Raw genomic sequence first — 14,596 nt, 5'->3', positions numbered from 1 at the left:
AGTTGGGCATGTGGCCGAGGGGGCGACCGGAAGACCTCCACCGTCCGGCCACCCCCTCCGGCACGGCTACTGAGCCACCGGCAGCCGTGCCCCGTCCCGCAGAAACAGCGGGATGCGGTCCAGCGGCGAGTCGACCGTCACGGTCGCACCGCCCTCGTACGTCTCCCCGGTCCACGCGTCCGTCCAGCGCGCGCCGGCCGGGAGATACGTCGTCCATGTCGTCGCGCCCGCCGTCAGCACCGGGGCGACCAGCAGGTCGCGGCCGAAGAGGTAGGCGTCGTCGACCGACCAGGCCGCCGGGTCGTCCGGGAACTCCAGGAACAGCGGACGCATCACCGGCAGGCCCTCCTCGTGGGCCTCGCGCATGACCTCCAGGACGTACGGCTTGAGGCGCTCGCGCAGCCGCAGGTACTTCTCCAGGATCGGGCCGGCCTCCTCGCCGTACGACCACACCTCGTTCGGGCCGCCGGTCATCTCCGGGCCGAGCGGCGTGCCCGGGTCACGGAAGCCGTGCAGCCGCATCAGCGGGGACAGCGCGCCGAACTGGAACCAGCGGACCATGACCTCGCGGTACGCCGGGTCGTCCGGGTCGCCGCCGTGGAAGCCGCCGATGTCCGTGTTCCACCAGGGGATGCCGGACAGGGCGGTGTTGAGGCCGGCCGCGAGCTGGCGGCGCAGGGTCGCGAAGTCGGTGCCGATGTCCCCGGACCACAGGGCGGCGCCGTAGCGCTGACTGCCCGCCCACGCCGAGCGGTTGAGGGTGATGACCTCCTCGCCCTGCGCCCGCAGGCCCTCGTGGAAGGTGCGGGAGTTCTCGGCCGGGTAGCTGTTGCCGACCTCCAGGCCCGGACCCGTCCAGTAGCGCAGGTTCTCCTGGAAGCCCGGCTTGAGCTCCGGCTCGCAGGCGTCCAGCCAGAAGGCCGTGATGCCGTACGGGACGAGGTAGTTGTCGCGCACCTTCGACCACACGAACTCACGCGCGTCCGGGTTCGTGGCGTCGTAGAACGCCACCTGGACCGTGGCGGCCACCTCCTTGTCGGGCCAGTCGGCGTGTGCCATCGGGCCGTACTGGGTGCCGATGAAGTAGCCGCGCTGCTCCATCACGGCGTGGTTCTCGCTCAGCGGCGACACCGACGGCCAGACGCTGACCACCAACTTCACGCCCAGCTCGTCCAGTTCACGGACCATGGCCGCCGGGTCGGGCCACTCCGCCGGGTCGAACTTCCAGTCGCCGAGGTGCGTCCAGTGGAAGAAGTCGCAGACGATCGCCGACAGGGGCAGGCCCCGGCGTTTGTACTCCCGTGCCACCGCGAGGAGTTCGTCCTGCGTGCGATAGCGCAGCTTGCACTGCCAGAAGCCCGCCGCCCACTCCGGCAGCATCGGCGTACGGCCCGTCACCGCGCTGTAGCGCCGCTGGCCGTCGGCCGGGCCGCCCGCGGTGATCCAGTAGTCGATCTGCCGGGCCGAGTCGGCGACCCACCGGGTGCCGTTGTGTGCGAGCTCCACGCGGCCGATCGCCGGGTTGTTCCACAGCAGGGTGTAGCCCCGGCTGGAGGACAGCACCGGGATGCCGACCTCGGCGTTGCGCTGGACGAGGTCGATGACCAGGCCCTTCTGGTCGAACCGCCCGTGCTGGTGCTGGCCGAGGCCGTACAGCTTCTCACCGTCGTACGCGGCGAAGCGCTGCTCCAGGCGATGGTGGCCGTTGCCCACGGCGGTGTGGAGACGCGGGCCGGGCCACCAGAAGTGGGCGCGCTCCTCGGCGAGCACCTCCTCGCCGTCCTCGGTGCGCAGGAAACGGATCAGACCCTCGGCGTCGACCTGCACGGTCAGTGCGCCCACGGTCAGCTGCGCCTCCCCGTCACCGATCTTGACCGAGCTCTCCGTGGCCGGAGGTTCGTGGAGAAGGGCGTTCGGCAGTCCGTCGAGGACCGGCCCACCGAGCCGGGCACGCACCCGGACCGCGTCCGGACCCCACGGCTCGACACGTACGGTCTCCTGGCGGCCGCTCCACTCCAGCGCGCCGTCCCGCTCGCGGAACGTGCCGACGGTCGGGGACGACTGCGCGAGGCTGACCGTGCCTGGCTGGGGCTGGTTTTCGGCAGGCTGATTCACGAGGTGTGCTCCTCAGGAGGGCAGCGAATGCAGACATGGGGGTGCCCGGCGAGGGCACGGCGGTGAAGCGGTCAGTGCGGCGGGGCGGTGATGTGTCAGTGGGCGGCCGACGGCGCCGGGCCCGTGCTGGCCCGGACCGTCAACTCGGGCGCGATCAGCAGGACTTCGTCGCTGCCACGCCCGTCGAGCTTGGCGACCAGCTGCTCCACGGCGTGCCGGCCCATTTCCTGCGCGGGGATGGAGACGGACGTCAGCCGCACCGAGGCCTGGGTGGCCACCTGGTCGGGGCAGATACCGACCACCGACATGTCCTCGGGTACGGCACGGCCCTGCTGGCGCAGCAGGGCGAGCAGCGGCTCGACCGCCGACTCGTTCTGCACGACGAACCCGGTGGTGCCCGGGCGTTCGTCGAGGATGCGGGCGAGGGTGACGGCCATCGCGTCGTATCCGCCCTCGCACGGCCGGTGCAGCAGCCGGAGCCCCAACTCCTGGGAGCGCAGCCGCAGTCCGTCGAGGGTGCGCTCCGCGAAACCGGTGTGCCGTTCGTAGACGGCCGGCGCCTCGCCGATGACAGCGATGTCGCGGTGCCCCAGCGTCGCCAGATGCTCCACGCACAGCGCGCCGGTCGCCTTGAAGTCGAGGTCGACGCAGGTCAGCCCGGAGGTGTCGGCGGGCAGCCCGATCAGCACGGACGGCTGGTCGGTGCCGCGCAGCAGTGGCAGCCGCTCGTCGTCCAGCTGGACGTCCATCAGGATCATCGCGTCGGCGAGCCCGCTGCCGGTGACGCGGCGCACCGCGTCGGGGCCCTCCTCGCCGGTCAGCAGCAGCACGTCGTAGCCGTGCGTGCGGGCCGTGGTGGCCACCGCGATGGCGATCTCCATCATCACCGGCACATACATGTCGGTGCGTAGCGGGACCATCAGCGCGATGATGTTCGACCTGCTGCTGGCCAGGGCGCGGGCGCCCGCGTTCGGGTGGTAGCCGAGTTCGCGGATGCTCTGCTCGACGCGGTGCCGGGTGGTCGTGGAGATGGACCGCTTGCCACTGAGGACATAGCTCACCGTGCTCGCCGACACTCCGGCGTGCTGGGCGACCTCGGCGAGGGTGACCATCCAGCTCTCCAAGCTCTTGTGAAGCGCTTCGACTGTGCGCCGATGCGTACAGGTGCGGGTGTGAGGGTGATGTGACACTAGCTCTGGCGAGGCCGGGTGTCCATAGGTTGTCGAAGCGCTTCGACAGCTTTTCTCGCCAGGGGCACCGTCCCCCGGACGGCCCTGCCACCGCAACATCTCTGACGGCGCCCGTTCCCGGGGCGCCGACCGCCTGGACACGGTGGCGTACTCCGTCAACATCGGCTGAACGGACGCGCGCAGGGTGGTGGCCCCGCCCGTAATCGGGTACATACGATCGGGTAGCACCCGTCGGTAACCAAACGGCCCATGATCCCGATTCGCGGCGAGGTGAGCCCCATGTCCGCAGCACCCACGAAGCCCACTGTCACTGAGCGTGAGGCACGTCAGGTGGCGGAGGAGGCCCGGCAGCAGGACTGGCGCAAGCCCAGCTTCGCCAAGGAACTGTTCCTGGGCCGCTTCCGCCTCGACCTCATCCACCCCCACCCGATGCCCACCGACGATGCCGCCCAGCGCGGCGAGGAGTTCCTCGCCAAGCTCCGCGACTTCATCGAGACGAAGGTCGACGGCGCCCTCATCGAGCGCGAGTCCCGCATCCCCGACGACGTGATCGACGGCCTGAAGGAAATCGGCGCCTTCGGCATGAAGATCGACACCAAGTACGGCGGGCTCGGCCTCGGCCAGGTCTACTACAACAAGGCCCTCACCCTGGCCGGCTCGGCGTCCCCCGCGATCGGCGTGCTGCTCTCCGCCCATCAGTCGATCGGCGTACCGCAGCCGCTCAAGTTGTTCGGCACCCCGGAGCAGAAGGAGCGGTTCCTGCCGCGCTGCGCCCGCACCGACATCAGCGCGTTCCTGCTGACCGAGCCCGACGTGGGCTCGGACCCGGCGCGCCTGGCCACTTCCGCCGTACCCGACGGGGACGACTACGTCCTCGACGGGGTCAAGCTGTGGACGACCAACGGCGTGGTCGCCGACCTCCTCGTCGTCATGGGCCGGGTGCCGAAGTCCGAGGGCCACAAGGGCGGCATCACCGCCTTCGTGGTGGAGACCAACTCGCCGGGCATCACCGTCGAGAACCGCAACGCCTTCATGGGCCTGCGCGGCATCGAGAACGGCGTCACCCGCTTCCACCAGGTCCGCGTCCCCGCCGCCAACCGCATCGGCCCCGAGGGCGCCGGCCTGAAGATCGCGCTGACGACCCTCAACACCGGACGGCTGTCCCTGCCCGCGTCCTGTGTCGCCGCCGGCAAGTGGTGCCTGAAGATCGCCCGCGAGTGGTCGGCGGCGCGTGAGCAGTGGGGCAAGCCGCTCGCCGCCCACGAGGCCGTCGGTTCCAAGATCTCCTTCATCGCGGCCACCACCTTCGCCCTGGAGGCCGTCACCGACCTCGCCTCGCAGATGGCCGACGAGGACCGCAACGACATCCGCATCGAAGGCGCCCTCGCCAAGCTCTACGCCTCCGAGATGGCCTGGACGATCGCCGACGAACTGATCCAGATCCGCGGCGGCCGCGGCTTCGAGACGGCCGAGTCGCTCAGGGCCCGCGGAGAGCGCCCGGTCGCCGCCGAGCAGGTCCTGCGCGACCTGCGCATCAACCGCATCTTCGAGGGCTCGACGGAGATCATGCACCTGCTGATCGCCCGCGAGGCCGTCGACGCCCACCTGTCGGTCGCCGGCGACCTCATCGACCCCGACAAGTCCCTCCAGGACAAGGCGAAGGCGGGCGCGAACGCCGGCGTCTTCTACGCCAAGTGGCTGCCGAAGCTGGTCGCCGGCCAGGGGCAACTGCCGTACTCGTACGGTGAGTTCAAACGCGGCGTCGACCTCTCCCCGCACCTTCGCTACGTCGAACGCACGTCCCGCAAACTCGCCCGCTCCACCTTCTACGGCATGTCCCGCTGGCAGGGCCGCATGGAGACCAAGCAGGGCTTCCTGGGCCGGGTCGTCGACATCGGCGCCGAGCTGTTCGCCATGAGCGCCGTCTGTGTCCGTGCCGAGCACCTGCGCGGCCAGGGCGAGCACGGCCGCGAGGCCTACCAGCTCGCCGACGCCTTCTGCCAGCAGGCCCGCCTCAGGATCGAGGAGCTCTTCGGCCGCCTGTGGTCCAACACCGACGACCTCGACCGCAAGGTCGTCAAGGGCGTGATGTCGGGCACGTACGAGTGGCTGGAGCAGGGCATCGTCGACCCGTCGGACGACGGCGCCCCCTGGATCGCCGACGCGACGCCGGGCCCGAGCGAGCGGGAGAACGTGCACCGGCCGATCAGGTGACGTCCTGGTGAGGGGTCACTGCCCGCAGTGACCCCTCACCATCCTGTTACCTGCCGGATGGGGATGCCCTGTCCTGCCTGACAGCCCTTGCGGCCACAATGGGGGAATGAGCGACAGTCCAGCCCCACTCGCCGACCCGCATCTGGTCTACGACCCCGTAGCGGGCGACGGCCCCAAGGACGTGGTGATCCTCGGCTCCACCGGCTCGATCGGCACCCAGGCCATCGACCTCGTGCTGCGCAACCCCGACCGGTTCCGGGTCACCGCCCTGTCCGCCAACGGCGGCCGGGTCGCCCTCCTCGCCGAGCAGGCGTACCGGCTGAAGGCGCGGACCGTCGCGGTCGCCCGCGAGGACGTCGTACCGGCGCTGCGGGAGGCCCTGAAGGCCCAGTACGGCACGGGGGAGCCGCTCCCCGAGATCCTCGCCGGACCGGAGGCGGCCACCCAGGTCGCCGCCTCCGACTGCCACACAGTTCTGAACGGCATCACCGGCTCCATCGGCCTCGCCCCCACCCTCGCCGCGCTGGAGGCGGGCCGCACGCTCGCGCTCGCCAACAAGGAGTCCCTGATCGTCGGCGGCCCGCTGGTCAAGGCGCTCGCCAAGCCCGGACAGATCATCCCGGTCGACTCCGAGCACGCCGCCCTCTTCCAGGCGCTGGCGTCCGGGACGAGAGCAGACGTACGGAAGCTGGTCGTCACGGCGTCCGGGGGACCGTTCCGGGGCCGCTCGAAGGCGGACCTGGCCCAGGTGACCGTCGAGGACGCCCTCGCCCATCCCACCTGGGCCATGGGCCCGGTCATCACGATCAACTCCGCGACCCTCGTCAACAAGGGCTTGGAGGTCATCGAGGCGCATCTCCTCTACGACATTTCCTTCGACCGCATTGAGGTGGTCGTGCATCCCCAGTCGTATGTTCACTCGATGGTTGAGTTCACCGACGGATCCACGATCGCCCAGGCGACGCCCCCCGACATGCGCGGGCCGATCGCCATCGGCCTCGGCTGGCCGGAGCGCATCCCCGACGCCGCGCCCACGTTCGACTGGAGCAAGGCGTCGACGTGGGAGTTCTTCCCGCTCGACAACGACGCGTTCCCCTCGGTGAACCTGGCGCGTCACGTGGGCGAGCTCGCGGGCACGGCACCGGCGGTGTTCAATGCGGCAAACGAGGAGTGCGTGGAGGCCTTCCGGGCCGGCGCACTGCCGTTCAACGGGATCATGGAGACCGTGACCCGGGTGGTGGAGGAGCACGGCAGCCCGCGCGCGGGAACTTCGCTCACCGTCGCGGACGTCCTCGAAGCGGAGACCTGGGCCCGCAGGCGGGCACAGGAACTGGCGGCACACACGGCGGAGGCCCGTGCATGACGACCCTGATGTTCATCCTCGGCATAGTGCTGTTCGCGATCGGGCTGCTCGCCTCGATCGCCTGGCACGAGCTGGGCCACCTGTCCACGGCCAAGCTGTTCGGCATCCGCGTGCCGCAGTACATGGTCGGCTTCGGCCCCACCATCTGGTCGCGGAACAAGGGGGAAACCGAGTACGGCATCAAGGCGATCCCGTTCGGTGGCTACATCCGCATGATCGGCATGTTCCCGCCGGGACCGGACGGCCGCCTGGAGGCCCGCTCCACATCCCCCTGGCGCGGGATGATCGAGGACGCCCGCTCGGCCGCGTTCGAAGAGCTCAAGCCGGGTGACGAGACCCGCCTCTTCTACACGCGCAAGCCGTGGAAGCGGGTCATCGTGATGTTCGCGGGCCCCTTCATGAACCTCATCCTCGCGGTGGTCCTGTTCCTCACCGTGCTGATGGGCTTCGGCATCCAGCAGCAGACGACCACCGTGAGCTCGGTCTCCCCGTGCGTCATCGCCCAGACCCAGAACCGCGACGAGTGCAAGGCCTCCGACCCCAAGTCCCCGGCCGCCGCCGCGGGCATGAAGGCCGGCGACAAGATCGTCTCCTTCGGCGGGGTACCGACCGAGGAGTGGAACACCCTCTCCGACCTCATCCGCGACAGCGCCGGCAAGGAGGTGCCGATCGTCGTCGACCGCAAGGGCGAGCAGGTCACCCTGCAGGCGAAGATCGCCACCAACCAGGTCGTGAAGAAGGACGCCGCCGGAGCCTATGTCGAGGGGGAGTACGTCAAGGCGGGCTTCCTCGGCTTCAGCTCGGCCACCGGAGTCGTCAAACAGGACTTCGGCGACTCGGTGACCTGGATGACCGACCGGGTCGGCGAGGCCGTCGACTCCCTCATCGCCCTGCCCTCCAAGGTCCCCGCCCTGTGGAACGCGGCCTTCGGCGACGGCGAGCGCGAACCGGACTCCCCGATGGGCATCGTGGGAGCGGCGAGGGTGAGCGGCGAGATCGCGACGCTGGACATCCCGGCCTCGCAGCAGCTGGCCACTTTCGTCTTCCTCCTGGCCGGCTTCAACCTCTCCCTCTTCCTCTTCAACATGCTCCCGCTGCTGCCGCTCGACGGCGGCCATATCGCGGGCGCCCTGTGGGAGTCGCTGCGCCGCAACACGGCGAAGGTGCTGCGCCGCCCCGACCCCGGTCCGTTCGATGTGGCGAAGCTGATGCCGGTGGCCTATGTGGTGGCCGGGATCTTCGTCTGCTTCACGCTGCTCGTGCTCGTGGCGGACGTGGTTAACCCAGTCAGAATCTCCTAGTCACATGGAGTTGGAGGCGACCCGGGATCGTATGTCCCGGGCCGCCTTCGATTGAGTGGGTTTACGGGGCGTGAGGTGCTGGGGTGAGGACCGGTGCCGTAATCTCGAAGCCTGGAGCCCGCTGCTGACGGGACCGGATCTTGATCCACGACTTGGGGTTGCACAGCAGATGACTGCGATTTCTCTCGGCATGCCGTCCGTTCCGACCAGGCTCGCCGAGCGCCGGCGGAGCCGCCAGATCCAGGTCGGCACCGTGGCGGTCGGCGGAGACGCGCCGGTCTCGGTCCAGTCGATGACGACGACGCGTACGTCCGACATCGGCGCCACTCTCCAGCAGATCGCGGAGCTCACGGCCTCCGGCTGCCAGATCGTGCGCGTGGCCTGCCCGACGCAGGACGACGCGGACGCCCTCGCGACGATCGCCCGTAAGTCCCAGATCCCGGTGATCGCGGACATCCACTTCCAGCCGAAGTACGTCTTCGCGGCGATCGAGGCCGGCTGCGCGGCGGTCCGAGTGAACCCGGGCAACATCAAGCAGTTCGACGACAAGGTCAAGGAGATCGCGCGGGCCGCGAAGGACCACGGCACCCCGATCCGCATCGGCGTCAACGCGGGCTCGCTGGACCGCCGCCTGCTCCAGAAGTACGGCAAGGCCACGCCCGAGGCGCTCGCCGAGTCGGCGCTGTGGGAGGCGTCGCTCTTCGAGGAGCACGACTTCCGGGACATCAAGATCTCGGTCAAGCACAACGACCCGGTCGTGATGGTCGAGGCCTACCGTCAGCTGGCCGCCCAGTGCGACTACCCCCTCCACCTCGGTGTGACGGAGGCGGGCCCGGCCTTCCAGGGCACGATCAAGTCGGCCGTCGCCTTCGGCGCCCTGCTCTCCCAGGGCATCGGCGACACCATCCGCGTTTCCCTCTCGGCCCCGCCGGTCGAGGAGGTCAAGGTGGGCATCCAGATCCTGGAGTCCCTGAACCTCAGGCAGCGCGGCCTGGAGATCGTCTCCTGCCCGTCCTGCGGCCGCGCCCAGGTCGACGTCTACAAGCTCGCCGAGGAGGTCACCGCAGGCCTCACGGGCATGGAGGTCCCCCTCCGCGTCGCCGTCATGGGCTGCGTCGTGAACGGCCCCGGCGAGGCCCGCGAGGCCGACCTCGGCGTCGCCTCCGGCAACGGCAAGGGCCAGATCTTCGTCAAGGGCGAGGTCATCAAGACCGTCCCCGAGTCCAAGATCGTCGAGACTCTCATCGAGGAGGCCATGAAGCTGGCCGAACAGATGGAGGCGGACGGCGTGGCGAGCGGCGAGCCGTCGATTTCGGTGGCGGGCTGACCGGAGCGACTCGGCGCCGGTCCGGGCATTCCGCCGGTCCGGCGTTCGAGGTGAGGCTGCGGTCATCGCCGGCCCTTGCCCACCTGCTGGGGGCGGTGCAGGGTGGTGTCGGCTCTGCCCGGTGCCGGGCCAGGTGTTTCAGTCCGTCCGGTGTTTGAGGTCGAGAGACCTGCCATGTCTGGCCCCGTCCACCCGATGGGGCGGTGCAGGGTGGTGACGGCTCTGCCAGGTGCCGGTGCGGGTATTTCAGGCCGTCCGCGTGTGAGAGACCTGCCGTGTCTAGCTCCCACCCACCTGCTGGGGCGGTGCAGGGTTGTGACGGCACGGTCTGGTGTCGGTGGGGGTATTTCAGCCGGTCCGGTGTTCGAGGTCGAGACACCTGCCATGTCTAGCCCCCACCCACCCGATGGGGCAGCACGGGGTGGCGACGGCTCTGCCCGGCGTCGGTCCGGGTATTTCAGGCCGTCCGGCGCTTGAGGACCAGACACCCGCCATCCCTAGCCCCACCCACCCGATGGGGCAGCACAGGGGGGCGACGGTTCTCCCCGGTGCCGGCCCAGGCATTTCAGCCCGTCCGGCGTTTGAGGACGAGGCCGTTCAGGCCGAAGCGGGGGTCCGGGGGCGGCAGCCCCCGGAGGCGGGACCGCGGCCGACGGTCACCCTCAACGCCCGCAACTTCCACAGGGCGGCGCGGCAAAGCTTCCGCAGGTACAGTGCGGGGACCAGCAGAACCCCAGCGTGAGGCCCCGTACGTGTTGACCCAGACCACCTCACGGGTGCTCGAACCGAGCGACCTGGACGCCGCGCTCGCCGTCCTCGACCGCGAGCCGGTCGCGAACGCCTTCGTCACGTCCCGCGTCCAGATCGCCGGCCTCGACCCGTGGCGCCTCGGCGGCGAGATGTGGGGCTGGTACGAGGGCGGCATGCTCACCTCCCTGTGCTACGCGGGCGCCAACCTCGTCCCGATCTGCGCGGGTCCACGAGCGGTAAGGGCGTTCGCCGACCGGGCCCGGCGGGCAGGCCGCCGCTGCTCCTCCATCGTCGGCCCCGCCGACTCCACCGCCCAGCTGTGGCGCCTGCTGGAACCCAACTGGGGCCCGGCCCGTGACGTCCGCGCCCACCAGCCCCTGATGGTCACCGACCGCCTGCCGACCGACATCACCCCGGATCCGTACGTCCGCCGCATCCGCAAGGACGAGATGGAGACGATCATGCCGGCGTGCGTGGCGATGTTCACCGAGGAGGTCGGTGTCTCCCCGCTGGCCGGCGACGGTGGCCTCCTCTACCAGGCCCGGGTCGCCGAACTGGTCGGCTCCGGCCGTTCCTTCGCCCGCCTCGACCACAACGGCAAGGTCGTCTTCAAGGCCGAGATCGGCGCCGCGACGAACAGGGCCTGCCAGATCCAGGGCGTCTGGGTGGCCCCCGAGTACCGGGGCCAGGGCCTGGCGGCCCCCGGCATGGCCGCGGTACTGCGCTACGCCCTGGCGGACGTCGCCCCGGTGGTGAGCCTCTACGTGAACGACTTCAACACGGCGGCGAGACGGACGTACCACAGGGTGGGCTTCCAGGAGACCGGCGCGTTCATGAGCGTCCTGTTCTGACGACGTTCCCCGGGGAGGGCCGGCGCGGCAACGCCCCCCGAGGCGCGGGGCCCATCGATGTGCGGCTCCGCCGCGTGGGCGCGAGCAACCACGGATGCCGCACCCGGAATTCAGCGCGAACCCCCCTGTAGGCTCCCCGCATGCGCCTTCCCGGTCACGCACACCGCCGCCAACCAGACGACATCGTGATCGGCCCGCTGGACCTCGCCACCCACGTCGACGAAGCCCTCGCAGTCCAAGCCGTGGCGTTCGGCCTCGGCCCCGACGAGGTGGCCGTACGCCGCCAGATCGTCCTGCGCCACATGACCTACCCGGGCGCAAGGGCCCTCGGCGCCACCAGCGGTGCGCGCCTCATCGGATTCGTCTACGGCATGCCGAACGACCGCACCCACTGGTGGTCCACCGTCGTGGAGCCCTACCTCCGGGCCCAGGGCTACGACGACTGGCTCGACCACTCCTTCGTCATCACGGAACTCCACGTTCACCCGGGCTACCAGAACCGTGGCGTCGGCCGTTCCCTGATCACCAGGATCACGGACGGCGCCGGCGAGCCCCGCTCGATCCTCTCGGCGATCGACGTGGAAAGCCCGGCCCGCGGCCTCTACCGCTCCCTCGGCTATCAGGACCTCGCCCGCCAGGTCCTCTTCCCGAGCGCCCCGAAGCCGTACGCCGTGATGGGCGCCCCGCTCCCGCTCCGCCGCCGGCCCTAACCGATTTCCACCGCCCCGTCCCGCCCGGCTAACCTCCTGCCATAACCCTTACGCAGCAGGAGTACGGAAACCATGGCGAACGCACCGGTCCAGCGCATGTCCCAGTTGATGGCGAAGACGCTGCGCGACGACCCGGCGGACGCCGAGGTCCTCAGTCACAAGCTGCTCGTCCGCGCCGGCTACGTCCGCCGCACCGCGGCCGGCATCTGGTCGTGGCTGCCCCTCGGCAAGCGGGTCCTCGCCAACGTGGAACGCATCGTCCGCGAGGAGATGGACGCCATCGGCGCCCAGGAAGTGCTGCTCCCCGCGCTGCTGCCGCGTGAGCCGTACGACGCGACGGGCCGCTGGGACGAGTACGGCCAGGAGCTGTTCCGGCTGAAGGACCGCAAGGGCGGCGACTACCTGCTCGGTCCGACCCACGAGGAGATCTTCACCCTGCTGGTGAAGGACCAGGCGTCCTCCTACAAGGACCTGCCGGTCATCCTCTACCAGATCCAGCACAAGTACCGCGACGAGGCCCGCCCGCGGGCCGGCATCCTGCGCGGCCGTGAGTTCCTGATGAAGGACTCGTACTCCTTCGACACCGACGACGAGGGTCTCGGCCAGTCCTACGCCCTGCACCGCCAGGCCTACCAGCGCGTCTTCGAGCGTCTCGGCCTCGACTACCGCATCTGCGCCGCCACCGCGGGTGCCATGGGAGGCTCGAAGTCCGAGGAGTTCCTCGCCCCGGCCGAGGCCGGCGAGGACACCTTCGCCGACTGTCCGAACTGCGACTTCGCGGCGAACACCGAGGCGATCACCTACGAGCTGAAGTCGGTGGACGCCGGCGACGTGCCCGCCCTCGAAGAGATCCCGACCCCCGACACCCCCACCATCGAGACACTCGCCGCCCACCTCGGCGTCGAGGCCTCGGCCACGCTCAAGAACCTCCTCGTCAAGGTCGACGGCGAGATCGTCGCGGTGGGTGTCCCCGGTCACCGCGAGGTCGACATGGACAAGGTCGAGGCGCACTTCGCCCCGGCCGTCGTCGAGATGGTCACCGAGGCGGACTTCGCGGGGCGCCCGGACCTGGTCCGCGGCTACGTCGGCCCGCAGGGCCTGGGCGAGAAGGTCAAGTACCTCGCCGACCCGCGCGTGGCCCCCGGCACCTCCTGGATCACCGGCGCCAACAAGGAGGGCCTGCACGCGAAGAACGTCGTCGCGGGCCGTGACTTCGAGGTCGACGAGTACGTCGACGTCGTGGTCGTCCAGGAGGGCGACCCCTGCCCGAAGTGCGGCACCGGCCTCAAGCTGGACCGCGCCATCGAGATCGGCCACATCTTCCAGCTGGGCCGCAAGTACGCCGACGCCCTCAAGCTCGACGTCCTCGGCCAGAACGGCAAGCCGGTCCGCGTGACCATGGGCTCCTACGGCATCGGCGTCTCCCGCGCCGTCGCCGCCCTCGCCGAGCAGACCGCCGACGACAAGGGCCTGTGCTGGCCCGCCGAGGTCGCCCCGGCCGACGTGCACGTGGTCGCCGCCGGCAAGGCCCTGCAGACCGAACTCGCCCTCGACGTCTCCGAGAAGCTGTCCGCGGCCGGCCTGCGCGTCCTGTGCGACGACCGCGCGGGTGTCTCGCCGGGCGTCAAGTTCACGGACTCGGAACTGATCGGCGTACCGCAGATCCTGGTCGCCGGGCGGCGCGCCGCCGAGGGCGTCGTCGAGCTCAAGGACCGCAGGACCGGTGAGCGCGAGGAGCTGACGGTGGACGAGGCGATCGCCCGCCTCACCGCGTAAGGGCTCTCTGCAGAACTCCCTCCGTGCGGCCCAAGGCGCCGCACGGAGGACGGTGCTCCAGCCAGGAGCACCCGGGGCCGGCTCAGAGCCAGCCCGCGAACTCCAGCAACAACTCCGCGTCCTGGGCCCGCCCGACCCGCCGTGCGCGCACGCCCGACTCCACGGCCCGGAACAACGTCCAGCCCCGCAACCGCTCCTGATCCACGTCCAGCGACTCCGCAAGCCGCTTGACCCGTCGCCGAGTCGTCGCCGCTCCCGACGGCGAGGCGATCAGATCCTCCACCCGGTCCCGCACCAACCGCGCCAGATCGAAAGCGCACTCACCGACCACCGGATCCGGCCCCACCGCCAGCCACGGCATCCGCTCCCCGGCCAGCACCTTGCTCTGCCGGAACGTCCCGTGCAGCAACCGCCGCTCGGGCGGCGCGGCCAGCAACTCCTCGCGCGCGGCGAGCGCGGCGTCGACCAGTGGGGTCACCTCGGGATCCGCCGCCGCGGTCGCCCGCATCGCGTCGGCCTGCCGGCCGGTCCGTTCGGCGACGGTCTCGAAGGGGTGGCCGCCGGGCGGCTCCACCCACAGCCGCCGCAGTGTCCCCGCCGCCTCCAGCAGCGCCTTCGCCTCGGGCAACGACCGCACCGACACATCCGGATGCAGCCGCTCCAGCAACAGCACACCCTCGACAGGGGGCCCGTCGAGCAGCTGTACGGCCCCCACCCCGCCCCAGTGCGCCAGCGCCGCCCGCTCGCTCTGCGGACGGGCCCGCGGCGGGGCCAGCTTCAGCACAGCCGGGGTCCCGTCGGCGCGCCGCACCAGCACCACCAGACTGCTGCGCCCACCCGGCATCTGGACCCGCTCAACGGTCAACTCGCGTAGCGCGACGGCCTGGTGGGCCGCCTCCGGCAGCTTCACCAACCAGTCGTCACCGTCCGGTGCCGTCTCACCGAGCGCCTTGACCAGACGCGGCGGCGGTTCGAAAGCCATGCGCGAGTAGTTCCCTT

General features: G+C 70.4%; 10 protein-coding genes. 7 read left to right on the top strand and 3 right to left on the bottom strand.

Annotation, left to right across the window (positions count from 1 at the left end):
- Positions 1-66: 66 nt before the first annotated feature.
- Positions 67-2,115 (bottom strand): glycoside hydrolase family 31 protein, encoded by a 2,049-nt coding sequence (locus ACWGDB_RS16570; protein WP_453823098.1) that lies wholly within the window; start codon positions 2,113-2,115, stop codon positions 67-69.
- Between the two features lie 95 nt (positions 2,116-2,210).
- A complete protein-coding gene (locus ACWGDB_RS16565; protein WP_453823097.1) occupies positions 2,211-3,227 on the bottom strand; it encodes a LacI family DNA-binding transcriptional regulator in 1,017 nt (338 codons plus the stop codon).
- Positions 3,228-3,584: 357 nt separating this feature from the next.
- Between ACWGDB_RS16565 and ACWGDB_RS16560 the strand changes: the two genes are divergently transcribed.
- From ACWGDB_RS16560 to ACWGDB_RS16530, 7 genes are all read left to right on the top strand, one after another.
- Entirely contained in the window at positions 3,585-5,519 is a 1,935-nt protein-coding gene (locus ACWGDB_RS16560; RefSeq protein ID WP_453823096.1) for an acyl-CoA dehydrogenase family protein, read from the top strand.
- A 106-nt stretch (positions 5,520-5,625) separates the two neighbouring features.
- A complete protein-coding gene (gene dxr, locus ACWGDB_RS16555) occupies positions 5,626-6,882 on the top strand; it encodes a 1-deoxy-D-xylulose-5-phosphate reductoisomerase (protein WP_383607343.1) in 1,257 nt (418 codons plus the stop codon).
- Positions 6,883-6,890: 8 nt separating this feature from the next.
- On the top strand, positions 6,891-8,183 hold the full coding sequence (locus ACWGDB_RS16550) for a M50 family metallopeptidase (RefSeq protein ID WP_453823192.1): 1,293 nt from the start codon (positions 6,891-6,893) through the stop codon (positions 8,181-8,183).
- 169 nt (positions 8,184-8,352) lie between these two features.
- Positions 8,353-9,510 carry a flavodoxin-dependent (E)-4-hydroxy-3-methylbut-2-enyl-diphosphate synthase gene (ispG, locus tag ACWGDB_RS16545; protein WP_453823095.1) on the top strand — a complete coding sequence of 386 codons (1,158 nt, stop codon included), beginning with the start codon at positions 8,353-8,355 and terminating at the stop codon, positions 9,508-9,510.
- A gap of 752 nt (positions 9,511-10,262) precedes the next feature.
- The gene (locus tag ACWGDB_RS16540) at positions 10,263-11,111 is read left to right on the top strand and encodes a GNAT family N-acetyltransferase (protein WP_383607341.1); all 849 of its coding nucleotides are present in this window, start codon (positions 10,263-10,265) and stop codon (positions 11,109-11,111) included.
- A 140-nt stretch (positions 11,112-11,251) separates the two neighbouring features.
- Positions 11,252-11,821: a GNAT family N-acetyltransferase gene (locus ACWGDB_RS16535; RefSeq protein WP_453823094.1), complete on the top strand. Its 570-nt coding sequence runs from the start codon at positions 11,252-11,254 to the stop codon at positions 11,819-11,821.
- 72 nt (positions 11,822-11,893) lie between these two features.
- Positions 11,894-13,597, top strand: coding sequence for a proline--tRNA ligase (locus tag ACWGDB_RS16530; protein WP_453823093.1), 1,704 nt, complete (start codon positions 11,894-11,896; stop codon positions 13,595-13,597).
- Between the two features lie 82 nt (positions 13,598-13,679).
- Here the strand turns inward: ACWGDB_RS16530 and ACWGDB_RS16525 are convergent, their stop codons facing one another.
- On the bottom strand, positions 13,680-14,579 hold the full coding sequence (locus ACWGDB_RS16525; RefSeq protein ID WP_453823092.1) for an aminoglycoside phosphotransferase family protein: 900 nt from the start codon (positions 14,577-14,579) through the stop codon (positions 13,680-13,682).
- Positions 14,580-14,596: the final 17 nt, after the last annotated feature.

It is taken from the genome of Streptomyces sp. NPDC055013 (assembly GCF_053608645.1).
Note: the sequence above shows the minus strand (reverse complement) of the source record. Positions and strands in the feature narration are given on the sequence as shown.